Origin of the sequence: Rhizobium album (genome assembly GCF_003122325.1) — a bacterium.
GTDB classification, from domain to species: Bacteria; Pseudomonadota; Alphaproteobacteria; order Rhizobiales; family Rhizobiaceae; genus Metarhizobium; species Metarhizobium album.
The window spans coordinates 109,716-133,146 of sequence record NZ_QFBC01000016.1 but is presented as its reverse complement, the minus strand read 5'-3'; the positions used below and the strand labels follow the sequence as shown (position 1 = coordinate 133,146).

At 55.8% G+C, this 23,431-nt stretch carries 20 protein-coding genes; 17 read left to right on the top strand and 3 right to left on the bottom strand.

Translation table 11 applies throughout. From position 1 onward, the window contains the following. The first annotated feature begins 29 nt into the window (after window positions 1–29). The 7 genes from DEM27_RS26135 (at window position 30) to DEM27_RS26105 (ending at window position 9,079) form a co-directional block, all read left to right on the top strand. Window positions 30–1,337 carry an ABC transporter substrate-binding protein gene (locus DEM27_RS26135; protein WP_109461178.1) on the top strand — a complete coding sequence of 436 codons (1,308 nt, stop codon included), beginning with the start codon at window positions 30–32 and terminating at the stop codon, window positions 1,335–1,337. 30 nt (window positions 1,338–1,367) lie between these two features. Then, complete coding sequence (locus DEM27_RS26130) at window positions 1,368–2,096, top strand: ABC transporter ATP-binding protein (protein WP_109461177.1); 729 nt, start codon at window positions 1,368–1,370, stop codon at window positions 2,094–2,096. After that, window positions 2,089–2,796, top strand: coding sequence for an ABC transporter ATP-binding protein (locus DEM27_RS26125; RefSeq protein ID WP_109461176.1), 708 nt, complete (start codon window positions 2,089–2,091; stop codon window positions 2,794–2,796). Before DEM27_RS26130 ends, DEM27_RS26125 begins: the two co-directional genes overlap by 8 nt. Window positions 2,797–2,798: 2 nt before the next feature. Further along, window positions 2,799–3,662, top strand: a complete 864-nt coding sequence (locus tag DEM27_RS26120; RefSeq protein WP_109461175.1) for a branched-chain amino acid ABC transporter permease — start codon at window positions 2,799–2,801, stop codon at window positions 3,660–3,662. Then, window positions 3,659–4,678: a branched-chain amino acid ABC transporter permease gene (locus DEM27_RS26115; RefSeq protein WP_109461174.1), complete on the top strand. Its 1,020-nt coding sequence runs from the start codon at window positions 3,659–3,661 to the stop codon at window positions 4,676–4,678. Before DEM27_RS26120 ends, DEM27_RS26115 begins: the two co-directional genes overlap by 4 nt. Before the next feature lie 178 nt (window positions 4,679–4,856). Continuing rightward, on the top strand, window positions 4,857–6,962 hold the full coding sequence (locus tag DEM27_RS26110) for a hydantoinase/oxoprolinase family protein (RefSeq protein ID WP_109461173.1): 2,106 nt from the start codon (window positions 4,857–4,859) through the stop codon (window positions 6,960–6,962). Continuing rightward, window positions 6,962–9,079 (top strand): hydantoinase B/oxoprolinase family protein, encoded by a 2,118-nt coding sequence (locus DEM27_RS26105; RefSeq protein WP_109461172.1) that lies wholly within the window; start codon window positions 6,962–6,964, stop codon window positions 9,077–9,079. The genes DEM27_RS26110 and DEM27_RS26105 overlap by 1 nt, the downstream gene beginning before the upstream one ends. A gap of 112 nt (window positions 9,080–9,191) precedes the next feature. Here the strand turns inward: DEM27_RS26105 and DEM27_RS26100 are convergent, their stop codons facing one another. After that, complete coding sequence (locus DEM27_RS26100) at window positions 9,192–9,776, bottom strand: hypothetical protein (protein ID WP_165823612.1); 585 nt, start codon at window positions 9,774–9,776, stop codon at window positions 9,192–9,194. On the opposite strand from DEM27_RS26100, the gene DEM27_RS26095 reads away from it, so the two are divergent. The 7 genes from DEM27_RS26095 (at window position 9,763) to DEM27_RS26065 (ending at window position 17,604) form a co-directional block, all read left to right on the top strand. Continuing rightward, a complete protein-coding gene (locus DEM27_RS26095) occupies window positions 9,763–10,677 on the top strand; it encodes a TRAP transporter substrate-binding protein (RefSeq protein WP_165823610.1) in 915 nt (304 codons plus the stop codon). The two genes, DEM27_RS26100 and DEM27_RS26095, sit on opposite strands and share 14 nt — an antisense overlap. Window positions 10,678–10,784: 107 nt before the next feature. Beyond that, complete coding sequence (locus tag DEM27_RS26090; protein ID WP_109461169.1) at window positions 10,785–12,401, top strand: phytoene desaturase family protein; 1,617 nt, start codon at window positions 10,785–10,787, stop codon at window positions 12,399–12,401. Window positions 12,402–12,431: 30 nt separating this feature from the next. Continuing rightward, window positions 12,432–13,916 carry an aldehyde dehydrogenase family protein gene (locus DEM27_RS26085; RefSeq protein ID WP_109461168.1) on the top strand — a complete coding sequence of 495 codons (1,485 nt, stop codon included), beginning with the start codon at window positions 12,432–12,434 and terminating at the stop codon, window positions 13,914–13,916. Window positions 13,917–14,038: 122 nt separating this feature from the next. After that, window positions 14,039–14,806 (top strand): SDR family NAD(P)-dependent oxidoreductase, encoded by a 768-nt coding sequence (locus DEM27_RS26080; protein WP_109461220.1) that lies wholly within the window; start codon window positions 14,039–14,041, stop codon window positions 14,804–14,806. 62 nt (window positions 14,807–14,868) lie between these two features. Continuing rightward, a complete protein-coding gene (locus tag DEM27_RS26075; RefSeq protein WP_109461167.1) occupies window positions 14,869–15,801 on the top strand; it encodes an NADP-dependent oxidoreductase in 933 nt (310 codons plus the stop codon). 32 nt (window positions 15,802–15,833) lie between these two features. Beyond that, the gene (locus tag DEM27_RS26070; protein WP_109461166.1) at window positions 15,834–16,334 is read left to right on the top strand and encodes a TRAP transporter small permease; all 501 of its coding nucleotides are present in this window, start codon (window positions 15,834–15,836) and stop codon (window positions 16,332–16,334) included. Window position 16,335: 1 nt separating this feature from the next. Next, window positions 16,336–17,604, top strand: a complete 1,269-nt coding sequence (locus DEM27_RS26065) for a TRAP transporter large permease (protein ID WP_165823608.1) — start codon at window positions 16,336–16,338, stop codon at window positions 17,602–17,604. 113 nt (window positions 17,605–17,717) lie between these two features. On the opposite strand, the gene DEM27_RS26060 is transcribed toward DEM27_RS26065, so the two are convergent. Beyond that, window positions 17,718–19,391 carry a methyl-accepting chemotaxis protein gene (locus DEM27_RS26060; RefSeq protein WP_109461164.1) on the bottom strand — a complete coding sequence of 558 codons (1,674 nt, stop codon included), beginning with the start codon at window positions 19,389–19,391 and terminating at the stop codon, window positions 17,718–17,720. Between the two features lie 351 nt (window positions 19,392–19,742). Here DEM27_RS26060 and DEM27_RS26055 point away from each other — a divergent pair, with 351 nt between their 5' ends. From DEM27_RS26055 to DEM27_RS26045, 3 genes are all read left to right on the top strand, one after another. Continuing rightward, window positions 19,743–20,189 carry an ester cyclase gene (locus tag DEM27_RS26055; protein ID WP_109461163.1) on the top strand — a complete coding sequence of 149 codons (447 nt, stop codon included), beginning with the start codon at window positions 19,743–19,745 and terminating at the stop codon, window positions 20,187–20,189. Window positions 20,190–20,199: 10 nt separating this feature from the next. Next, window positions 20,200–21,123, top strand: coding sequence for an NADP-dependent oxidoreductase (locus DEM27_RS26050; protein WP_109461162.1), 924 nt, complete (start codon window positions 20,200–20,202; stop codon window positions 21,121–21,123). A 159-nt stretch (window positions 21,124–21,282) separates the two neighbouring features. Continuing rightward, window positions 21,283–22,059, top strand: a complete 777-nt coding sequence (locus DEM27_RS26045; RefSeq protein ID WP_109461219.1) for a siderophore-interacting protein — start codon at window positions 21,283–21,285, stop codon at window positions 22,057–22,059. A 275-nt stretch (window positions 22,060–22,334) separates the two neighbouring features. Here DEM27_RS26045 and DEM27_RS26040 read toward each other — a convergent pair whose 3' ends face one another. After that, a complete protein-coding gene (locus DEM27_RS26040) occupies window positions 22,335–23,369 on the bottom strand; it encodes an IS110 family RNA-guided transposase (protein WP_109461161.1) in 1,035 nt (344 codons plus the stop codon). Between the last annotated feature and the right edge of the window lie 62 nt (window positions 23,370–23,431).

The window sequence follows — 23,431 nt, the reverse complement described above, 5'->3', positions numbered from 1 at the left end:
GGGGACATATCACACCATGGGAGGAAAACATGGGCATCGGAACAAAATCAGCGTTCAGCAAGAGCCTATCCAGGCGGAAAGTTCTTACGCAGGCGGCGGGCGTGGGCGCCGGGCTGCTGATGGCGCCGAGTCTTATTCGGTCGGCATCAGCAGCCGGCGATCCAATCAGGATCGGATTCGTCACGCCGCAGACCGGCGCCATGGCAACCTTCTCCACCGGGCTGGATTTCGTGTTGGAGTCTTTCCGTCAAGCGATCGGCGAAGGTATCAAAGTCGGCGATGCCGTGCGGCCAGTGGAAATTTTGGTCCGCGACAGCCAATCCAGTTCCAGCCGATCTGCAGAAGTCGCCGCTGAACTCATCACCAACGACAATGTTGTTCTAATGCTTGCATCGAGCTCCAGTGACACCGTCGGGCCAGTGGCCGACCAATGCGAGTTGAACGGAGTTCCCTGCATATCGACGGATGTGCCTTGGGAACCTTATTTCTTTGGTCGCGGAGGCAACCCCGAGACCGGTTTCGACTATACGTACCACTTCTTCTGGGGTGTCGATCAGATTATTCAGACCTTTACTTCCCTTTGGAGTAAAATCGAAACCAACAAGGTCGTCGGAGCTCTTTGGTCGAACGATACCGATGGTGTGGCGATATCCAACCCGGAGCATGGCTTTCCGCCACGTTTCAAGGCCGCCGGATACGAATTGTTCGACGCGGGGCTGTTTACACCTGGTGCCGCCGACTACACGGCGCAGATCGCAAAGCTCAAGGAAGCCAAATGCGAGATTCTGACCGGTGTGTTCAATCCCGGAGACTTCGCAACCTTCTGGTCTCAGGCGGGTCAGCAAGGCTACCATCCTAAGATTGCGACGATCGCCAAGGCGCTGCTGTTTCCTGCGTCGATTGAAGCAGTTGGCGAGCGAGGATATGGCTTGTCGACGGAAGTTTGGTGGTCACCGAACCATCCTTTCAAATCGGGCTTGTCGGGTCAGTCGGCACGTGACTTCTGCGCCGCCTATACGGACAAAACGAAGCGCCAGTGGGTGCAGCCACTCGGCTTCAAATACGCGTTGCTTGAGGTTGCCGTCGACGTGCTGAAGAGGACGAAAGACATCAATGATCCGAAATCGATTGTCGAGGCGATTACCGCCACGGACTACCAATCGATCGTCGGGTCCGTTCGCTGGCAGGGCGGTCCAGTGAAGAATGTCTCACTGACGCCTCTGGTGGGTGGCCAATGGAGCAAAGGTAACGGCTTCCCTTACGATCTCGACATCGTCGACAACGCCGCGTATCCGGGCATCGCAACGAAACGGCCCTTTGCGCCTATCGCCTGGTAAGTGTGGTAGGAACGCGGAAGGCTTTGACCGATGGCGGCTATTTTGGCGCTGCGCGCCCTTACGAAAAGTTTCGGTGCCATTACGATTGCACGTGATCTCAATCTCGAGATTCAAGAAGGTGAAGCTGTTGGCATTCTCGGCCCAAATGGGGCCGGGAAGACGACTATCCTCGCCTTGATGACCGGCGCACTCAGGCCGGACAATGGCAGCATAGAATACGAAGGACTAGATATTCGGGGGATGTCCGTTGAGGAGCGATGCCGTCTGGGGATGGCACGCGCCTTCCAGATTCCGCAGCCTTTCGGTGGAATGACTGTGTTCGAGAATGTCATGGTCGCCGCCCGCCACGGCGCTGGCCTCAATGCAAAAGAAGCTCAGGCTATCAGTCTCGAACTCCTCGAGCGTTCTGGATTGCTTCCTTTTGCAAACTTGGCAGCGGGAAAACTGACCTTGCTGAACCGCAAGCGTCTGGAACTTACCCGGGCCCTCGCAACAAAACCAAAGGTGCTTCTCCTCGATGAGATTGCCGGCGGCCTCAGCCAGCTTGAAAGCGAGGACCTGATTAATCTCATCCTCCAAGTCAAGGAATCCGGCGTAACCATCGTCTGGATCGAGCACGTATTGCACGCGCTCCTGTCGGTCGTTAGCCGAACGCTTGTGCTTTATCAGGGCAACTTCATAGCAGACGGCGACCCCCACAAAGTGCTCGCAGATCCTAAAGTTTCAGAAATCTATATGGGGATCGAGGTCGATGGGTGACACGCCACTTCTTTCGCTCAAGGGACTGAGTGCCTTCTATGGGGATTTCCAGGCCCTGTTTGATATCGACCTCGATATCGGTGGGGGCCAAGTTGCCGCCATGGTCGGTGCGAACGGTGCAGGCAAAAGCACGCTCATGCAGTCGCTTGTCGGACTTGTTGCCGTGAAGGCCGGTTCCATAAGTCTTTCCGGCGAAGACATTACGCGTGTCGCGGCGCATCATCGGGTTGACCTTGGTATTGCGCTGGTGCCAGAAGGCCGGCGCCTGTTCGTGTCGCTGACCGTGGAAGAAAATCTGTTGATCGGCGCGAGATCCGGTCGACCGGGTCCCTGGAATCTTGGGGCCATCTACGGGCTTTTTCCAATGCTGGCGGAACGTCGAAAGGCCGCCATTACGACGCTGTCGGGGGGGCAGCAGCAGATGGTTGCCATCGGACGCGCGCTCATGTCCAACCCGGACCTCCTGCTCTGCGACGAACTCAGTCTGGGCCTGGCCCCGATCGTTGTTCGCGAGATTTATTCGGCCCTTCGCAGTATCGTTCGCGACGGCCTGTCGGCGATCGTCGTGGAGCAGGATATTCAGCAAGCGACACAAATCGCTGACCGCCTCTATTGCATGCGCCAAGGCAGGATCGTTCTCGGCGGTGCTCCACACCAATTCAGCCGTCAGGACATCGCTGCCTCGTACTTCGGAGTTTGATCATGGTATGGCTCAACACTGTCATCCAAGGCACCATGCTCGGCGGCCTTTACGCGATGTTCGCAATCGGACTGTCCCTCATTTTTGGGGTAATGAAACTGGTGAATATCGCCCATGGCGATCTCATCGTTCTGTCCGCCTATCTGGCACTCGTCATCACGCAGACAATGGGTGTAGATCCCTTTGTCTCGCTGCTGATCGTCGTGCCAATTATTGCAACGGTCGGCTATCTCCTGCAGCGTGGCCTTTTCAATCGGACTTTGGGAGATGATCTCCTTCCGCCCATTCTTGTCTCTTTTGGTCTGTCCATCATTATCCAGAACGGCGTTCTCGTCGCCTTTTCGGGTGACGACCGACGGTTGCAGGCCGGTCCGCTGGAGGTCGCGAGCTTACGGATCGGGGACACTGTCGCCATCGGCCTGCTGCCTCTACTGCAATTCGTCATTGCGGTCGCCGTGATTGTCGTTCTGCATCTCCTTATCAGACGTACGAAAACCGGTCGAGGATTGCGCGCGGTGTCAGACGATCAGGCGATGGCGCAGGTGATGGGGTTCAACAATCGTCATATGTACGGAGTTGCGATGGCCCTGTCGCTTGGCATCACGGCTGTTGCTGGTGTTCTCATCGCAATACGCGGAAACTTTGATCCATCCGCAGGACCCGCTCGGCTGATCTACGGCTTCGAGGCCGTCATCATCGGAGGCGTTGGTAATATCTGGGGCACTTTGCTGGGCGGGATTGTACTTGGCGTTGTCCAAGCAATTGGTGGAGCGATCGATCCTCGATTCCAGATCCTCGCCGGCCACCTCGTTTTTCTTCTCGTTCTGGCGTTGCGACCCAGCGGTCTTTTCGGAGTGAAAGCATGAAATCAAATAGTGTTTCCGCGACACGCCACTCGCGCACGACCCATTTGGCGCTTGTTTTTGTCGGCGTTTGCGCGCTCGTTTTCGCTTCAGCGCCTTTATGGGCCGGGGCGAATATCCTTCGCCTACTAACGGACTTCTTCCTCTATCTGTCGCTCGCCTGTCTCTGGAACTTCTTGGTCGGGTACGCTGGACTGGTGTCGATCGGTCAGCAGGCATTCGTCGGTCTGGGGGCCTATGGTCTATTCACGCTTTCGCGTTACACCGGATTAAACCCGCTCGTCAGCGTCTTGATCGCAAGCGTTGTCGTTGCCGCTCTCTCCATCCCTTTCGCTGCACTGCTATTTCGTCTCAAGGGAGCCTACTTTGCCATCAGTTCATGGGTCCTGGCAGAAGTATTGCGTCTCACTGCGCAGTTCATCCCCCAGATTGGGGGATCGTCAGGGATGAGCTTGCCAATCGAGGCAGCGCGTGCGTTGGGCGCGCAGCCCGCAGTTCGCTTCACCACCATTTACCTAGCGGCTTTCATCGCCCTGTTGATGATACTGAGCGGTATCTATTTTACACTGCAGTCCCGCACAGGACTTGCCCTGACCGCTATACGCGACAATGAGCTTGCAGCGCGAAGCAACGGCGTTAACGCCAACCGAACGAAACTAATCGTCTATGTTCTCACGGCGTTCGGTACGGCCGCTACCGGTGGCCTAATCTTTCTTCAACGGCTTCGCGTCACACCAGATTCAGCGTTCAGTATCAGCGACTGGACGGCACTCGTTATATTCATGGTCGTGATTGGAGGCGTTGGCACGTTCGAGGGGCCGATCATTGGTGCTGTGCTTTTCTTCCTTCTGCGCGGGACACTGGCTGATTTCGGTCCGTTCTACATGATTTCGTTGGGCGCAGTTGCAATCCTGATCATGATTTACAATCCCCGGGGCCTTTGGGGGCATGTGCGGGACCGCTGGCACCTGCAATTGTTGCCGCTCAATTTTCGGATCCTTTCGAAGCAGGACTCCTGATCCAACAGCGGCCGCCGCATTTTGCTTTGTTGTCCCGGTGCGAACGCTATTACTAAGCCTGATAGCGATGCTTATATTTCCGATGCCTCAAACCCAACCTCCCAGGTCTATCAGTTAACCCGCCCCCATCGCAGATCGCTGATGGGGGCGGGTTCTTGTATGGTACAGGAGGAAAGAAATGTATCTGGGAGTGGACATAGGCGGCACATTCACCGACCTGGTGCTGTTGGATGAAAAGGGTCAGTTGACGACAACAAAGGCCCTTTCTACGCCAGGTGAGCTGGAGGTTGGTGTGTTCAACGCCATCCAGAATGCTGCCGAGCAGATCGGGCTTGATGGCGACGGTCTCCTGGCACGCGTTTCATCATTTGGGCATGGCACGACGCAGGCCACGAATGCCGTCATCGAGCGGACAGGCGCTGCGACCGGGCTTTTGACGACTCGCGGCTTCGGAAGCACGCTGTCTCTGCAACGCTTGATGGGTTTTACGACGGGTGTGCCCACTGACCGGCTGGGTTGGTATTCACGCAGACGCAATCCTGCGCCAATTGTTCCAACTCACCTCACACGGGAAATCGCTGAGCGCGTCGATCACGCGGGGCAAATTCTGCTCGAAATTCAGGAAGACGACATTCGCCGTGCGACGCAGGAATTGCTTGATGCGGGCGTACAGACATTTGCGGTCGCATTCCTTTGGTCGTTTCGCAATCCCAAGCACGAACGTCTGGCCGGGGCCATCATCCGCGAAATGGCGCCGTCTGCCTATGTAACGCTATCTCATGAAGTGGCGCCCGTGATGGGCGAGTATGAGCGAACGGCAACAGCAGCCTTGAATTCCTATCTCGCCCCCAAAGTCGTCTCCTATCTCGACGGTATCGAACAGATGTTGCGGGGCCGAGGTTATAAAGGTTCTTTCTCCATTCTCAATTCGGCAGGTGGGGTCATGCCCGTCTCCGAAGCGGCTCACCGACCAGTCACACTAGTTACTTCTGGACCAACGGGCGGTGTCATGGGCTCCGTCCATGTCGGTAAACGCTTGGGCTATGACAATATCATCGCAACTGACATGGGTGGAACATCGTTTGATGTTGCGATTGTAGTCGATGGCAAACCGCTGATTTCCAAGAACCACGAAGCGGGTGGCTTTCACATCGCAACGCCGATGATTGAAGTTCGGTCCATCGGAGCAGGTGGTGGCTCGATTGCTCGTGTCGTCGGAGGCCAGTTGAAGGTTGGACCTGATAGTGCTGGTGCGAAGCCGGGCCCGGTTTGCTATGGGCGTGGTGGCAAGCTCGCAACCGTGACCGACGCGGACATTGTTCTCGGAATCATTGACCCCGATACATTCCTCGGGGGAAAGATGAAGCTTGATCGAAAAGCTGCCGCCCTTGCAATCGAAGAGCAGATCGCTCAGCCACTGAACATGACCGTCGAGCAAGCTGCGGCCGGCATCCGTCGTATTGTTGACTCCCAGATGGCCGATATGCTGCGGGAAGCCACGATCGGCCGTGGATATGATCCACGAGATTTCGTAATCTTCGCCTATGGAGGTGCCGGTCCAGTGCATTGTGCAGGGTACGGCGCCGAGCTGGGCGTGCCCAAGATGGTCGTGCCGGTCACGTCCATGGCACATTCTGCATTCGGTGCACTCGCTGCCGACGTTCAGTCTTCCAGCCAAGCGCCGCTTCTTATGCGCGGTGGAGGTGGGTCCAAAGCGGCCTGGGACGGGCTCGATGCAAACGCAATCGAGCGTGCGTTCGCTGACCCGCTGGCATCTTGCCTCAAAACAATGGAGCGCGCCGGGGTGGACGGAAAGGATGTAAGGGTCCTCCGAGCCATCGACATGCGCTATCGAAGACAAACAAACGATCTCATAATTAGCGTTTCCAACGACCCGATTGAGGCGGCTTCGCTCGAGGATATCGTGGCGCGGTTTGAGGAAACCTATGAGCAGATTTATGGTCCTGGCTCGGCGTTTCGTGAGGCTGGGATCGAAATAACAAATGTGCGCGTTGAGGCGTTTGGCACCTCCCGTCGGCCAGAAGTCCATATCAGTTCGGGTTCTCAGGAACCGAAACCAGCTCTTCGCCGGATTTACGAGCCGAATACAGACAGCTGGATGGACGCCAAAGTCTTCTATTGGCGCGATCTTCCCAAGGAATTCGTGATCCAAGGGCCGGCGGTGGTTGAGCATCCTGAAACGTCCGTCTTCGTTGCCGCGGGCCAAATCGCGCACGTCGACGAAGGCCATAACATCATCATCGAGAGCGAGGAGCGCGTCTGATGCTAACCAGAAACCAGAAAATCGATCCCATCACGTTCGAAGTGGTGCGTAACAAACTGCAGGCGATTACCGAGGAACAAGCGATCACGCTGCGTTCGGCATCCGGTTCGCCGGTCGTGACCGATGCAACCGACTTCAACAATGGTCTTTATCTCGCCGACGGCTCTATCGTTACGATGGGGCCACAGGTGATTTTCCATACCGGGACGATGTCCACGGTCATCCGCTCGATCCTGGAGAACTACTCCGATAATCCGGGCATCAACCACGGCGACTTGTTCATCCTCAACGATCCCTATCGGGGTGGGCTTCATCAGCCCGACATGTCGATCGTTGCGCCGATCTTCTTCGAAGGGCGGCACGTCGCTTGGGCCGGGACCTGCGCCCACGAGCTTGATGTTGGAGGCATGAGCTTCGGCTCGTGGGCGCTCGGTGCAACGGAAATCCAGCAAGAGGCGATGCTGCTGCCCGGAATTAAGTTAGTTGAAGGAGGCAATCTGCGCCAGGATCTGTGGCAAATGATCATGGGCATGTCGCGACTACCGGATGTGATCGGCTTGGACTTGAAGGCCATGATCGCAGCAAATAACGTCGCAGTGAAGCGCCTGACAGAACTGATGAATCGCTATGGCGTCTTGCAAGTCGAGCAGATCATGCGTGAGGAAATCGACACGACGGAAAAGCAGTTCCGGGCGATCCTTTCCGAACTGCCGGACGGGGTTTATCGCGCTCGTGACTATATCGAGCACGACGGACATACAAATGCACTTTATGAAGTCTGCGTGGCCGCCACGAAGACGGGCGATAGCCTGACGATCGATTTTGAAGGCACGTCGCCGCAGGCTCCAGGGTTTATCAACTGCACGCGGTCGGGGATGCGTGGTGCGGCATTCGCTGGACTACTGCCAATTCTGGCGCCGACGCTGCGATGGAACGAGGGGGTCATTCGCTCGATTGAATTCAAGGCCCCGGAAGGTATCCTGTGCAATGCGACCCGGCCTGCGCCGGTGTCTGCAGCCACGATTTCGGCAGCCTGGATTGTGCAGAATGTCGTTGTCACGGCCTTGTCACGCATGGTGTCCTTCTCTGAAAAATATGCTGACGAGGGTCAGGCCGTAACCAAGGGCCATATGATGGTGATGACCCTGGCGGGAAAAGACAGGGACGGCGGGCTCTTTGGCACTTTCCTTCTCGACGCCACGGCTGGTGGTGGAGGCGCGTACAGGGATCACGATGGTCTGGATGGGTCGGGGGATCATTGCGTTCCACGCCCCGCTATAACCAATGTCGAATCTTCCGAGGCAAGCGGGCCCTACATCTATCTGTATCGTTCTTTCGTTCCGGACACCGGTGGTCCCGGTCGGACGCGCGGGGGAACGAGTACTTCCCTGGCGATTGCGCCGTATGAAACCGACGGTTTGAATGCCATGTTGGTCGGCCATGGGATTGAAGTGCCAAATTCAGTTGGCCTGTTCGGTGGTAGACCCGGCGCGTGCGGACGTAATTTCGTCCATAGAAATGCCGGCGACAGCAGAAAGATTGCCACGATGGCCGGGAACCTGGCCGATATTGTCGCGAACGATGTAGAGGATCTCGGGCCGAAGCCAGGCAGGTTCTTTCTCACCAATAGGGACGTACTCGGATATTCATTTCAGGGTGGCGGCGGTTTCGGCGATCCGCTGAAGCGTGACCCGGCACTGGTTCTGTCGGATGTAGTGAATAATCACGTTAGCGTGGAAGCTGCCCGAACCCAGTATGGCGTTGTCGTCCTGAACGGGGATTTGGATCAAGCTGCAACCGACAACGAAAGAAAGGCAATTCGACAGCGACGGTTGAATGGATCCGCCCCAACAAAGTCTGCGGCCGAGGGAGATCTTTCGGCTCGGAATGGGCGCTTTGTATGTTCGTGTGGTTGTGATTTGGGTTCCTTGGATTCGAACTGGAAGGATAGGAGCCACTCCGTCACAGTAGCCGCAAGCGAACTGGGTGAACACGTTCGAACTCATAGCGATTTGGAGCTACGCGAGTTCTACTGCGAGGATTGCGGCTCGCTTTTGGAGTCTGAAGTTGTAAGGCGGGACGAGCCGTCGCTCGCGAGCTTCAATCTGGTGGCGTGAAATAGCTTCGGTCTAAAGATGGAGTAAGAACAAGAGGGGCGTGTTCCTGCCGGAGCACGCCCCCAATTTTACAATGCACGTCCATTTGCAAGAGTAGCTCATCGCGTACAGATCAGCGAAATCCAAACAGATGCATCATCCGTTCCCACGTCTTCCCAAAACGCTTGGCCACGACGTCCCAAGGCGCATTTCCCTGAACGTATTCCCCTGCGTTGCGGGCCTCGATCTCGGCCTGAAGGATGACAAACGTAAAGTCACATAGAACGAACATCTCAATACTCCACCCAAAGCTGATCGCATTAATGCAACCAGGCGCCGCGAGCGTAATTCGGGTCTCCAAAGTACTGATATGAATAAAAAGCGATCCGATATCAGAATTGGTTATAATAATATAGATTATTTTCGTGATTGGCCTTGTGTCGCAATCACCCATAAGTATTTTCTTGAGCATAAGTCGCTTAAGACTAGCAAAAACAATTTCGCTATAACTTAACGCGATACCTTGACGGCTATTTTTGATGCCATGCCTGCCCGAGTACTCTCCTAAAGGTAAATGACCGAATGCACAGAGGTGCCTTTGGACCAAATGGGAGGAAGCCATGCGGAAATTGTTGGCAGCATTTGTTATCGCAATAGCGGCAGCTGTGACTGGGGCGGGAGGGTCGTCCGCGCAAGAGTATACGATGAAGTTCGGCACGACATCTGTTAACGATCCCCAGACAGCTTTCCTGAAAATGTACAAGGAAGATCTGGAGCGCGCTACAGGCGGCCGCATCAAGGTCGACCTCTATCCTCAGGGACAGCTCGGCAACGCGCCGCGCATGATTGAAGCAGTCCAGATTGGATCGCTCGAGGCGACGATGGTTCCTCTCGATTTTTACGTCGGTGTCGATCCGCGTTTCGGCGTTTTCGGCGCCCCCATGCTGTTTCGCGACGAACCTCAAGCTCAGAAAACGATCCATGACCCCGAGGTTGAGAAGGCGCTGTTTTCAATCGCAAGAACCAAAGGGCTTCAGGGTCTGGGCGCTGAGGTCATCGGTTTTCACGGTTTCGGTGCCAGTACCGCAATCCTTACCCTGAACGACTTCAAGGGCAAGAAGCTTCGGATCAACGGGACTCCCTTCGAAAAGATGGAGATGGCGCTCTTGGGCGCTACGGGCGTTGGAATGCCATTGAGCGAGGTTATGCCAGCTCTGAGTCAAGGGACGGTCGACGGCATTGCGAGCCACATTTCAGTATTCGTCTCCTTCAAGATGAATGATGTCGCCGGCACTTTCCTGGATACCAGAGCATCTGTTGTCGCCTCGCTGGCCGTGGTGAGCAGCACGTGGTTCGACGGGCTTCCCCCGGATCTTCAGAAGGCAGTCTTGGCGTCGGCAACGAACATCCGCCCCGCTCTCGATCGCTGGACTGCGGAATTCAACGAGGGGCAATTGCGGCAGTGGACCGACATGGGCGGAAAGATTGTCACGCTGAGCCCTGACGAGCACGCCAAGCTGGAGCAGTTGTTCACGCCAGTTGGAGACGGGGTCACCAAGGAACAGAGCGAGTCGGCAGCCATGCTCAAGCTCGTCCGTGACGCTGCAGCGCGCAACTGAGCACTACCCGGCGACGGTCAGCATTCCGTCGCCACATGACCAATCCCGTTTTGCCAGGCGACCCGACCTGCCTGCTGACGATTCAACGATGAATAGGTGTACCCGATATGATTGAACTTGATAGCTCTTATGACTGCCTCGTGATCGGCGCAGGCCACCACGGAATGATCCTGTCTTCTTATCTTGCGAGAAGTGGATTGAAAGTTGCGCTCCTCGAGCGGCGCCTCATGTATGGAGGCGGTCTGGCAACAAGCGAAGTGACGCAACCTGGCTTCTATCATAACCTGCATTCGATCAATCATTTCGAGATCTCCAATGCACCTTGGTTCAAGGACTTGGGCCTTGATCGTCGCGTCAAATACATCACGCCGCGATATGAGTTCGGTCAGGCGCACCTTGATGGTACCGCTCTCGTTTTCAGCCGCGATCTGGAAGAAACCGTTGCCAACATGGCACGTTTTTCGCGGAAGGACGCCGAGACGTTTCGCAAGTGGAATGCGCGCGCTGAGGAGATGACGGCGAAAATCCTGATGCGCGAGCGGTTTGCCGAGCCTATGAGCCAGGCAGAGCGCGAGGGCCTGCTGTCTCGAACCGAGATCGGCCGTGAATTCCTGGAAATCTGCCAACGCCAGCCTCTCGACCTTGTCGAGGAGTTGTTCGAGAATGAGCACATCCGCCTCCTATTCCTTTTCAAGGTCTCGCTGTTTGGTACGTGGTTGACCGATACCATGTCGAAAACCAGCCCGATGGGCTCGGTGGTTCGCGCATTCGATCTGCAGAGCGGTTACCAGCTTTGTGAGGGCGGATCCTTCAATCTCGCTCGAGGTCTGATGGAAAGCTTTATCGCTGCAGGCGGAACGTACGTACCTCAAGCCGCTATCGAGCGTATCGTCGTCGAAGGCGGGCGGGCCACCGGCGTGGAATTGTCCGACGGCCGGACTATCCGCGCCAACCAGGCCGTGGTCAGTACCCTGAACGTCCACCAGACGTTCGAGCAGTTGGTTGGCCGAGAGCAGTTGCCGACGACTTTCTCGTCGAAGCTCGACAAGTTCAACTATACAGACTGGACTCTCTTCGGCGTGCATTTCGCGCTCAACGAAACGCCGCGTTTCACGGCAGCTTCCTTCGACCCGAATATCGAGCGTTGCCAGAAATGGAGCCTTGGCGCGGAAACGATGGAAGACCTTGTGTCGGCATTCGAAGACGTCAAGGCAAACAGGCCACCTCGCATCATCCAGTTTGGATCGGGTGCGCTTAGCATGATCGATCCGACCCAGGCGCCGCCCGGTAAGCACACCACCTACGCGTGGCATGTGATGCCCTATGATCCGGATCTCAGCGGCCGCGACCATGAGAGCTGGAAGGCGGAATTTTCCGACCAGATCATTGAGACATTCCGCAAATACTGCCCCAACATGACGAAGGACAATATCCTCGCGACCCACACCTACACTGCGAAGGAATACTATCAAGAACTGCCCAACATGCACCGTGGCGACATCTTCATGGGTACCTTCAGCAGCGATCAGGTCATGTACAACCACTTCGGTTATCGATCGCCCATTCCGAACCTCTACTACGCTGGCTCAGGCTCGCATCCAGGCGGGGGAGTCTCCGGCGGGTCCGGCTACATCGCCGCCGGGCTCATCGCCAAAGATCTCGACATCAAGCCTTGGTGGACGCCCTACGATGCCAGGGCTTCGCTCGAAAGCCTGGCATCGTAGGGCCGCACCAATCGCAAAAGGACATCCGACATGAATAGTCACGTTCAACTCGCTCGTCTTCCGGAAGACTTGGTTCTGCCCACGAAGCGCGGCCTCTATTATGGAGGCAACTGGCACGCCGGCACTGGCGAGGAAGTCGAGATCTTCAGCCCTGGGACAGGCCAATCGCTCGGAAAAGTCACTCAGGCCTCGGTCGCAGACGTCGATGCGGCAGTGGCGGCGGCGGCAATTGCCTTCAAGGAATGGAGGCGCGTCAAGCCTATGGAGCGAGCGAAGATCCTGCGCCGCGTGGCCGAGATCTTGCGCGCCAATTCGCGCGAACTCGCGTTTATCGACTCTGCCGCGACCGGAAATCCGGTTCGCGAGATGATGTATGACGCAAGTGTTGCCGCAATGGGTATGGAGTTCTACGCGGGGCTGGTGACGGAGATGAAAGGCTCGACGGTCCCTATGGGCCCCGAGATGCTCAACTACTCAATCCGGCAACCCTATGGCGTTGTCGGCAAGATCATTCCTTTCAACCATCCAATTATGTTCTGCGGCTATCGCGCCGCCGCACCACTCGCCGCTGGGAACACCGTGGTGATCAAGCCACCAGATCAGGCGCCTTTGTCGGCGCTCAGGTTCGCAGAGTTGATCGAAGGGCTGTTTCCAGATGGCGTGGTCAATATTGTACCGGGAACCCGCGAGGCAGGTGCACGACTTGCCGAACACCCGGATGTGGCAAAAGTGGCGTTGATCGGCAGTGTTCCGGCTGGCCGTGCGGTGATGAAGGCCGCTTCGGCTACCGTGAAGTCCGTGATGCTGGAACTCGGTGGCAAGAACGCCCTGATCGGCTTTCCGGACGCGGACCCGAAAGAGGTCGCCGCGGGCCTCGTCGGCGGGATGAACTTCACGTGGTGCGGGCAATCCTGCGGCTCAATGAGCCGCGCGTTTATCCATGACGCGATCTATGACGAAGTTGTCGCCCATGTGAAGGAGCTTTGCGACGCGCTTAAGCCAGGCAACCCTACTGACATGGAGACCGATATGGGCGCCATCGTCAGCAAGGCCCAGTTCGACAAGATCATGAATTATATTGAGATTGGCAAATCGGAAGGCGGCCGTCTCCTCTGCGGCGGCAAACGTCCCGATGATCCTTCCCTCGACAACGGTTATTACATCCTGCCCACGGTTTTCGTCGACATGGATCCGACGATGACGATTGCAAGGGAAGAGATCTTCGGGCCTGTCACGTCCGTTTTCAGATGGTCAGATTATGATCAGATGATGAGCGATGTGAACTCGGTTGAATATGGGCTGACTTGCTCGATCTGGACACGAAATCTCGATGTCGCGCACCGAACCGCAGCCGACGTCGATGCCGGATTCGTCTGGATCAACCAAGCATCGATGCACTTTCCCGGTGTTTCCTTTGGGGGGTTCAAACAGTCCGGGATCGGGCGTGAAGAGGGCATCGAAGAACTCTTCGCCTACTCCCAGGAAAAGAGCGTCACCCTCAAGCTAAAGAGCTGACCGACAGAATCACCGCCTCGATGCCCGACGTGTCGGGGCGGACACACGAACGACCATACCCTTGGCCGGTGCCATCGCTGGTCGCCACCGCTGGTAACGTGGAAGTATTAAGAGGCATGGACATGGCAGACTATGGTGAATTGAAAGAGCGCGTCGCGATTATCACTGGCGGAGGTCAAGGGCTCGGGCGAGCATTCGCCCTCGCATTCGCCGCGCAAGGTGCCATTCCGGTAATCGCTGACATGAATGCGGACCGTGCTGAAAGCGTCGCTGAAGAAGTGCGACAGATGGGTGGTCAAGCCCTGGCCGTCCATACCGACGTATCCGATGTAAAGTCCGTCCAGGATATGGCGGACGCGGTCATGAGGACGTTTGGCCGCATCGATATCCTGATCAACAACGCCGCGATCTTCTCGACACTCAAGATGCGGCCTTTCTATGAAATCCCCATTGCCGAATGGAATCAGGTCCTGGACGTCAACATAAACGGCGCCCTACACAGTGCCCGGGCGGTCTGCCGGCCGATGATGGAAGCGGGTTGGGGACGCATCATCAATGTCTCTTCCGCGTCAGTGAAAGAAGGGCGCGCCAACTACATGCACTATACGACTTCAAAATCCGCCTTGATTGGCATGACGCGGTCGATGGCGCGCGAGCTTGGCAGTCGTGGAATCACTGTCAACGCACTCCTTCCCGGAGCGACCCTGACGGAGGTCGAGCGTGAAACTGTTTCACCTGCGCAGATGGAGCAGATGGTAGGTCGCCGGTGCATTCCGCGCGAGGAAACCGCAGGAGACCTTGTCGGAACCGTGCTCTTCCTCGCATCGGATGCAGCTGCGTTCTTAACTGGCCAATGCGTCACCGTGGACGGCGGAATGACTCATAGCTGAGCGGAGCATCTTCAGGCGACGCATGAACACATGCAATCGCTGACGTTGTGGAGGAAGTCGTGATGAGAGCAGCGCGTATCCATGCCTACGGCGGATGGGAAGATATCCGTTACGACGAAATTCCAGTTCCTGAGCCCGGAGCCGACGAATTACTGGTGCGCGTGAAGACGGCATCGATCAATCCACTTGATGTCAAGCTCGTCAAAGGGACCGTTCAGGATCGTTTTCCTATCAATCTACCTTACACGCTGGGGACAGACATAGCTGGCGTCGTAGAGAAGGCTGGCCCACTGGCTGCTCGTTTTGCGGTCGGTGATACTGTCTTTGGACGGCTCGCCCCTATGAAGGGCGGCGGCTTCGCAGAATTTGCGGTCATGCCGGCGATCGACGTCGGTCTGGCGCCAAAATCACTTTTACCTGGCGAAATAGCAGGTTTGCCTGCCGCGTGCGGTACCGCTTGGGAGGGCGTATTCGAGCTTGGCAAGCTGAAAAAAGGACAGTCGGTGCTGGTCCATGCCGGGGCTGGTGGTGTTGGTTCTTACGCGGTGCAACTCGCCAAATTGGCCGGCGCTTATGTGTTCGCCACGGCTTCCGGTGACGGGCTGCAAATCGCCCGAAGCCGCGGTGCCGACCACGTCATCGACTATCGAAACGAGGATTTTGTCCAAGTCTGTCGCGAGGTCGACCTGGTAATCGACACGATCGGGGGAGCAACCCAGGAGCGATCGTTCGGAGTGTTGAAGCACGGCGGAACGCTGGTTTGCGTAACCGAAGCAGCAGACGGGCGTAAGGCCGCGGAGAAGGATATCAAGACCCACCGCCTCGTCCACCAGATGCGTGGATCACGCCTCGAATTGATGGCCGCGTTGATGGAACAGGGAAAACTGACCTGCCACGTGGATAGCGTTTTTCCTTTTGAGGAAATCCCGGCGGCGATCGCCCGGAACGCCACACGACAAGCGAAGGGGAAGATCCTGATTCATATGGGGTCATAGCACGCTGACATTTACTAGAGGGAGGATAGCAAATGACACAGATCTTATTCCGCCGGATGCTGCGAGACATTCCTCGCATCGCAATCGGCCTAATAATTCTCGTGGCAATCGCCATCAATGCGGCGAACATCATCGGTCGCTACATATTCCAATCTCCGCTTGATTGGGCGGAGGAAGTCCTGACCTATTTGATGATCTGGGGTGTCTGCCTTGGCGCGTCAGCGGTGACCTATGAAAACCGCCACCTCAACATGGATCTGTTCGTCGCGAACCTTGATCCTCGGCTGAAGCTCGGACTCGACATTGTGAGGACAACTGCGATCGCAGGGTTGGGACTTTATGTAGCCGTTAATGCCTGGAAGGTGGTCAATTTGATGTCCGCAAATGGCCAGGTCAGCGCTGTCGCAGGAGTCCCCATTGATCTTGTCTACCTGGCGTTCGTCGTCGGTTTTATTCTCATGGCGTTATCGGCCATTGCCGGCAATCTCGACACTGACGGGAGAGCCACCTCCACCCCTGAAAGCGGATCCTGACATGTTTATGATAATGTGCGCCCTTCCGCTCATTCTGTTGATGTGCGGTTTCCCCCTGTTTCTTGTCCTCCTGGCTACGGTCACCAGCGCTATCGTATTCCTGGGGTCGATGCCCCCCACCGCCGTGCCGCAGATCATGTTTTCGAGTATTGGCCAATTCTCGCTTCTGGCGGTACCGTTCTTCATATTTGCCGGAGAACTGATGGGCCGTGGCGGCATGGCGCGTCGTTTGGTACGGCTGCCGATTGCTCTGTTTAGCGGTGTTCGCGGTGCAACGCCGATCACCGCCGTAGGCGCCACCACGCTCTATGGATCAATTTCTGGTTCGACTGCGGCCACCGTCGCAGCAATTGGGCCGATCTTTTACCCTCAACTCAGGCAGAAAGGCTATGATGAGAAGTTTTCGGCTGGTCTCATTACGTGCGCCGGCTATCTGGACAATATCATCCCACCCTCGATCGCCATGATCTTATATTGTGTCGCCGCTGAGCAATCAGTCGTAAAGTTATTCTATGCAGGGATCATACCGGGCATCGTGCTTGCCATCATTATGGCATTTTACATTTTTGGTTATGCCTGGCTCAAACAGATCGATGCCGGATCGCGCCCGCAAATCAAGGAAATTCTCATCGCTTTTAAAGAGGGTTTCTGGGCCATCATGATGCCAGTAATCGTCTTTGGCGGGATTTACGGCGGCATGTTTACCCCAACGGAAGCTGCCGGCATCGCCTGTGTCTACGCTATCGTTGTCACGATGTTCGTGCACAGGGAACTCCAGTGGCGGGATTTCTGGAAAGTTGCCATCAGTTCGATGTATCTGACATCGCAGGTTTTCTTGATTGTTGCTCTTGCGGGGGTATTCTCATGGATATTGACGACCAGCGGACTTGCCGGCTCCGCAGTAGCGGCAATCGGCGACCTGAATCTGCCATCGTGGGCAATTCTTATTGTCATCAATCTGTTCTTGCTAGCTGTCGGTTGCGTTATTGACACTGCGTCAGCGATCCTCGTTCTTACGCCACTACTCCTCCCGATTGCGAAGCATATGAATGTCGATCCCATTCATTTTGGCATCATCATGGTGACGAATCTCAGCATCGGAACGTTTACCCCTCCTTTTGGTATAAACATCTTCGTTGCGCAGTCTATTTTTGACTTTCCTTTGAAAAGCATCTACCGGGGACTTGTGCCATTCATCCTGGTGGCGATCCTCGGCCTGGCGGTTATTACCTTCGTTCCCACCCTTTCCTTATGGCTCCTCGCCAAATAGGAGACGCGATCCCGGCCTCGCCTGAGCCCGGTTCCAGCGAGGCCGGTATTCCTCTAATGCAACTGAATGTCGTCGCGCAAACCGCCTCCCGACGTATCGGATTCAAATGCCAATCAGGCGGTGGCTCTTAGCTTAGAAGCTGGGTGATCGCCCGACCTACCGTCAACCTTGAATTGGGCGATAAGCTCAAACAGCGTGCTCGCTTCCGTTGCGAGCGTCTGACTAGCAATACTTGTGTCGCGGGCCATGGCTCTATTTAATTGCGTTCCCGCGCCAACCGAAGTCATCGCGCTATTGACACTTCTCAGGCTTTCCGACTGCGTTCCAGAAGATGTATCGAGCGCAGCGACGTTTTCCCCAATCTGTTCGATCTGGACAAGAATGCTCTGAAGCGAGGCGCCTGACTGTTCAATGAGGTCTACCCCCTGTGCGACCTCGCCGCCTGAAGAGGTGATCAGTTGCTTGATCTCCCTGGCCGCACTGGCGCACCGTTGGGCGAGTTGCCTGACTTCATTAGCCACGACTGCAAATCCCTTACCTGCGTCGCCGGCACGCGCCGCCTCAACGCCCGCATTCAAAGCGAGCAGGTTGGTCTGAAACGAAATTTCATCGATGACGACGATAATCTGGGCGATTTCTTTTGACGATTTAGCGATAGAGTGCATAGCGCGGATGGTGTCATGCAGAATCCTATGCGATGCGGCGGTGTCTTCTCGTGTCTGTTCAACAAGATTGCGCGCTTCTGACGTTCTGTGGCTCTGCTCGGCCAAACTGCCCGTGACACTTCGCAGTGCCGCGACAGCCGATTCCAAGTCGTCCGATTGACTCTCCGTGCGCTGGGCCAGGTTTTTCGACGCTGTCCTTACACTGGATGATGTGTCAGCGATCTGGAGAGCATTCGCGTTGATGAGGCTAAAGGCTTCATGCAGACGGGCCAACGCAGTGTTATAATCGTCTCTCAGCGGCTCGAGAACGGGAAAGAAGGGCGTTTCGATCTTATTCGAAAGATCGCCTTGCGCAAGCGCCCGCATCCCGGCCGCAAGTGTCCGCACGTTCTGAACGCGCCCGGTCACGTCAATTCCGTAAAAGACAATCTTTCCGATTAAGCCAGCCTCGTCTGTCAGAGGATGGTAAGAGCCCAGCATATAGATAGGCTGGCCATCGGGACGGCGGCGTTCGAATTCGTCGAATATTGTTTCCCCTTTCCGGAGTCGCTCCCAGAATACTTGGTAGACCTGGCTTTCAGCTTGACATCGGTCGCACAGGATCTTGTGATTTTTCCCCGAAATATCGGGCCACTCCACGCCATAAGCTTGAAGAAAGTTGGAATTTGCGTCCAAAATTTCACCATCTGGAAGAAATTCTGCAACCGCTTTCACAGCTGAAATTGTGGCCAGCTTCGCTTCCATTTCTTTTACGACTGCCAGTTCCCGTGAGACAACTTTGCCAACCAAAACCATTCTTCGGCACTCGTTTCGAGCGGTGATCGGCACGAGCATTGCTCTTATCCAGACAAAACTCTCCGTTTCTGTCTCACACCTCAATGTCATCTCAGAGACCGTGGCTTCGCTCCAGATCTGCGCAAACGGTGTCGGTGAGGAAACAAATAGGTCATCGAAACAACGGCCCTTCGCTTCTGCTCCCTTCGGTCCAAACAACAGCGCAAAAGCTTGATTGAAGTAGTAAATTTTTCCGGCGGAATCGAACTCCGCATGCAATGCCGAACCGAAGAGAGCTCGCAGAGCGAGTGCTTGAGAACTTACAGATTTTCCGATGCCAAGAACCATTTCCTATCTCCAGTGAATGCCGTCCGCCCTAAACGATTGATGTCGCGCCCAAGAGCCTGCTAGACGCCCAATCATTTTGAAAAATATTGTTCTCGATTTATCGTTTACAAACTCATAATATTTAGAATTATCTAAGTATAAACTTCTTTTCGGACGATATAACCTTTAGTTATACATAATCGACCACTCCAGACCCCAATTGATGGTTAGTCTGAATGACGAAGCTCCGGATGCTCGCTCGCTCCCATCGCATCACCTTGGTGAATGGCGCCATATATTAGATATCGATTTTTCAAATGAATGTATGGAAGGTAGTTTCATGGGGTCGCACTGGCACGAAAGGAAAACGCCATGACAACCACTACTCCAGCACCGCTCGTCACCGGTGTCGCACCGGAAGATCAGCGGGCGGTCGAAACGCTTTATGCTGCATTCCAAGGAAATCCTCATCTGCTGGATGAAGCTGTAGTCCCCGATTGGGAAGACATCCCACTCGCGCCGCATCAGGCTCCAGGCCGTGACGGCATGAAGCCTCTGATCGGAGAGTTCAACGCGGCATTCCCCGATTTGAAGATCACCATCCGCGAGATGATCGGGGTTCCGGGAAAGGTCGCCGTTCGCGCCCTAATCACTGGAACACACAAGGGCGACTGGTTCGGTGTTCCGGCGACAGGGAAGCGTTTCGAGATGGCGATCCACGAATTCCACTACGTGACGGCCGGCAAAGTGACTCACACCTGGCACCTCGAGGACTGGTTTGGATGGTTCTTCCAAGTCGGCGCCTGGCCGAACAAATAAGGAGCAGAAGATGAAAGCCGTTAGAATCTCTGGCTACAATGAGCCTCTCGTCCTGGAAGACGTCGATATCCCGCAGCCCGGCCCAAGCGAGGTATTGGTGCGTGTTCATGCAGCAGCCCTCAATCCGCTCGACTTCAAGCTTCAGCGCGGCTACATGCATGCGTTTTTCCCTCTAACATTTCCCTACACAATCGGCACGGATTATGCCGGGGTCGTTGAGAAAACTGGCTCGCTGTCCAGCCATTGGCGGGTCGGTGATAGGGTCGTTGTCGGTTCGCAGGCGACGCAAGGCGGAGCTATCGCCGAGTTTGCCATTGCGGATTCAAGCAATCTCGTCCGCCTGCCAGACAGCATTTCCTTCGCTGACGCTGCAGGCATTCCGGTCGCCGCTGGCACGGCATGGCAGGCGCTGTTTGAAATGGCTAACCTTAGCAAGGGCCAGACGGTTCTGATCCACGCCGGCGCCGGCGGGGTTGGTAGCTTCGCCATACAATTCGCTCGTCAGGTTGGTGCTCGCGTGATTGCGACGGCATCTGGGTCGGGCTTGGAAATCGTTCGTAAACTGGGCGCCGATCAAGTTATTGATTACAAGAGCCAAGACTTCCAGGGCATGGTTTCTGACGTCGACGTCGTTCTTGATACTATTGGCGGTGAAACACAGCAGAAGTCTTACGGCGTTCTGCGCACTGGCGGGTCCTTGTTGGCAACGTCAGCACCTCCCGATGAGGCTTTGGCGAAGGCACATAAGGTTTCTGCAACTTTCGTCTTCCATGAGCCCGTTGCTTCTCGCCTTTCAAAGATCGTTAGAAAGGTGGAGGATGGCAGCGCCAAGGTTCTGGTGGATTGCCAGCAAAATCTCGCGGATTTTCAGGCTGCATTCGACCATCAGGCCTCTGGCCGAGCAAAAGGCAAAATTATACTTGCCATCGCCTGATAGCGAGAGCTTGCAGCAGCTGGTTGGCCGAAGGTGTTTGGCCAACCCCTCGTCGCTTGCCTGTTGTAGGCAACATCTGCTGAGGGAGGACAAGGTTGCCGGAACTCTATCAGACGTCAAACCACATTCAGCTTCAACACGTGTCGCAGGAGCATTATGGTGGACAATAAGCAATCTGAACATACTGACGCGCCGTCGATCGTGCGGGTTCATCATGACCTGAATCGCCGCAAGTTGACAGTGGAAAGCGTAAACAACATTACTCCGAACATGCGCCGCATTGTGTTGAACGGTGACGATCTCGCCGATTTTGTCAGCCTGGCGCCTGACGATCACATCAAAGTCATAGTGCTCGATCCATCCGGGGTGGAACAGCGTCGCGATTACACTCCACGGAGTTTTGACAGGTCGGCACGACGCTTGGTGATCGATTTTGCTTTGCATGAAAGTGGCCTTGTCACTCAATGGGCAATTAACGCTCGGCCCGGTTCTACTTTAGAGATTTTGGGCCCGCGCGGTTCTGCGGTTGTTTCCACCGCGGTGAAGCGATGGTTGCTCATCGGTGACGAAACAGCGCTCCCTGCAATCGGCAGACGAATTGAGGAGAGCGACCAAGAGGCGGAGATCGACGTTATTGCCGCTGTTGCCGGAGCGCAGGAGGAACAATCGTTCGCAACAACAGCCTCGTTAGAGGTTCGTTGGATCCACAGGGCCGCTAACGAGGCGACAAATCCCTCATCGCTGATCTCGGCTCTTCGCCACATCGACATTATGCCTCAGACATTTGTTTGGGTTGCAGCTGAAGCGTCGGTGGCGCGAGCAGTCCGAGCTTACCTCTTAGATCACAAAAACTGTCCCCTAAGCTGGATCAAGGCATCAGGTTACTGGATAAACGGCAAAGCGGGAAAAACAGAGTCCGCCGCACTGGAATGTTGACTGCCGCTGAGTACTGAGCCGGGTTAGTTCTCAACGTATGGCCCGCCCTGTTCGCAAGTAGAATTTTAGATCCCTGTACAGTCTGCTTCAACGTATTCGGTCTCACGGTCACGCCGTGGCCAAGATGGATATCCGCACGTCCGGAGCCTCAATAATCAACACGGCTTCAATGAGCCATTGCCACTGCTGGGCTTTCCGCTCGCCGGTCAACTGTCAGGCCATCTACGGTCCTTCTCGCAAACATCATGGGCTGCAGCTGGACGCAGCCAATCTTGTTACGCCGCGGTGGCGCCGTACGCTCGCTCGAATGGGCAGTCCTTTCGTAGTACCGCCCAGGCAATGCGGGCGAGCTTGTTTGCCAGCGCCACGATCACGACATTGCGGTGCATACCCCGGGAAAGCAGACCTCGGAGCCATTGCCCGAGAGGGGTATCACTCCGACTGAGCGTCGGCATGGCCGCTCGCGCGCCGTGCACAAGCAGAGTTCGGAGGTAGACGTTACCACGCTTTGTGATGCCCAGCAGCCGTGGCTTGCCTCCGGTCGTAAACTGTCGTGGTACGAGCCCCAACCAAGCGCCGAGATCTCTGGCACGATCAAAGCCGCTGGCATTTCCAATAGCGGCGATCAGCGCTGTAGCACTCAGCACCCCAATGCCTGGAATAGTTGTCAGCCTGCGCACTGCGAGATTATCTCGGGCCAGCGACAAGAACTCGGCATTGAGAGCTGCAATCTTGGTGTCGAGTACCTTCCATTCGTCTCGAAGCTCGGCAACCAGCCGGTGAACGCGCTCCGATAAGCCACTGGCCCGCTCTTCCAGCAGCGTGTCGACAGCACGCTCAAATTTGCAGCGGCCAGCGGCGAAGACCAGGCCGCGTTCCAGCAGGATCGCGCGCATCTGATTGATCAGTGTCGTTCTTTCCGCAACGAGGCGGGATCGAACCCTGTGCAATGTCTGGATATCTAGCTGCTCCTGGCTCTTCAGTTCAACAAACCGCATCGTCGGGCGAGATGCCGCCTCGGCAATGCCTTCGGCATCTCTGTCATCATTCTTCTGCGCCTTTACATATGGGCGGACATATTCCGGCGACATCAGCCGGATCTCATGACCTCTCGCGGTAAAGAGCCGACTAAGATGGTGAGCACCACAACAGGCCTCCATCGCGATAACACAGGTTGGCAGCTTCTCGACGAATTCGATCAATGTCTCTCGCCGCATCGTTCGACGGACAACCACAGCGGCGCGCTTATCTACCCCAACAACGCTGCAACTGTTCTTCCCGATGTCGATACCCAGTATGGAAATCTGCATGACACGGCTCCCTTCCATTCAAGAGAAGGACATCATACTCGATGTCCTCGGAAGGGCGGGCC

Coding starts and splice junctions, on each gene's coding strand:
- DEM27_RS26135 (WP_109461178.1), top strand. CDS start 30: ATGGGCATCGGAACAAAATCAGCGTTCAGCAAGAGCCTATCCAGGCGG.
- DEM27_RS26130 (WP_109461177.1), top strand. CDS start 1,368: ATGGCGGCTATTTTGGCGCTGCGCGCCCTTACGAAAAGTTTCGGTGCC.
- DEM27_RS26125 (WP_109461176.1), top strand. CDS start 2,089: ATGGGTGACACGCCACTTCTTTCGCTCAAGGGACTGAGTGCCTTCTAT.
- DEM27_RS26120 (WP_109461175.1), top strand. CDS start 2,799: ATGGTATGGCTCAACACTGTCATCCAAGGCACCATGCTCGGCGGCCTT.
- DEM27_RS26115 (WP_109461174.1), top strand. CDS start 3,659: ATGAAATCAAATAGTGTTTCCGCGACACGCCACTCGCGCACGACCCAT.
- DEM27_RS26110 (WP_109461173.1), top strand. CDS start 4,857: ATGTATCTGGGAGTGGACATAGGCGGCACATTCACCGACCTGGTGCTG.
- DEM27_RS26105 (WP_109461172.1), top strand. CDS start 6,962: ATGCTAACCAGAAACCAGAAAATCGATCCCATCACGTTCGAAGTGGTG.
- DEM27_RS26095 (WP_165823610.1), top strand. CDS start 9,763: ATGAAGTTCGGCACGACATCTGTTAACGATCCCCAGACAGCTTTCCTG.
- DEM27_RS26090 (WP_109461169.1), top strand. CDS start 10,785: ATGATTGAACTTGATAGCTCTTATGACTGCCTCGTGATCGGCGCAGGC.
- DEM27_RS26085 (WP_109461168.1), top strand. CDS start 12,432: ATGAATAGTCACGTTCAACTCGCTCGTCTTCCGGAAGACTTGGTTCTG.
- DEM27_RS26080 (WP_109461220.1), top strand. CDS start 14,039: ATGGCAGACTATGGTGAATTGAAAGAGCGCGTCGCGATTATCACTGGC.
- DEM27_RS26075 (WP_109461167.1), top strand. CDS start 14,869: ATGAGAGCAGCGCGTATCCATGCCTACGGCGGATGGGAAGATATCCGT.
- DEM27_RS26070 (WP_109461166.1), top strand. CDS start 15,834: ATGACACAGATCTTATTCCGCCGGATGCTGCGAGACATTCCTCGCATC.
- DEM27_RS26065 (WP_165823608.1), top strand. CDS start 16,336: ATGTTTATGATAATGTGCGCCCTTCCGCTCATTCTGTTGATGTGCGGT.
- DEM27_RS26060 (WP_109461164.1), bottom strand. CDS start 19,391: ATGGTTCTTGGCATCGGAAAATCTGTAAGTTCTCAAGCACTCGCTCTG.
- DEM27_RS26055 (WP_109461163.1), top strand. CDS start 19,743: ATGACAACCACTACTCCAGCACCGCTCGTCACCGGTGTCGCACCGGAA.
- DEM27_RS26050 (WP_109461162.1), top strand. CDS start 20,200: ATGAAAGCCGTTAGAATCTCTGGCTACAATGAGCCTCTCGTCCTGGAA.
- DEM27_RS26040 (WP_109461161.1), bottom strand. CDS start 23,369: ATGCAGATTTCCATACTGGGTATCGACATCGGGAAGAACAGTTGCAGC.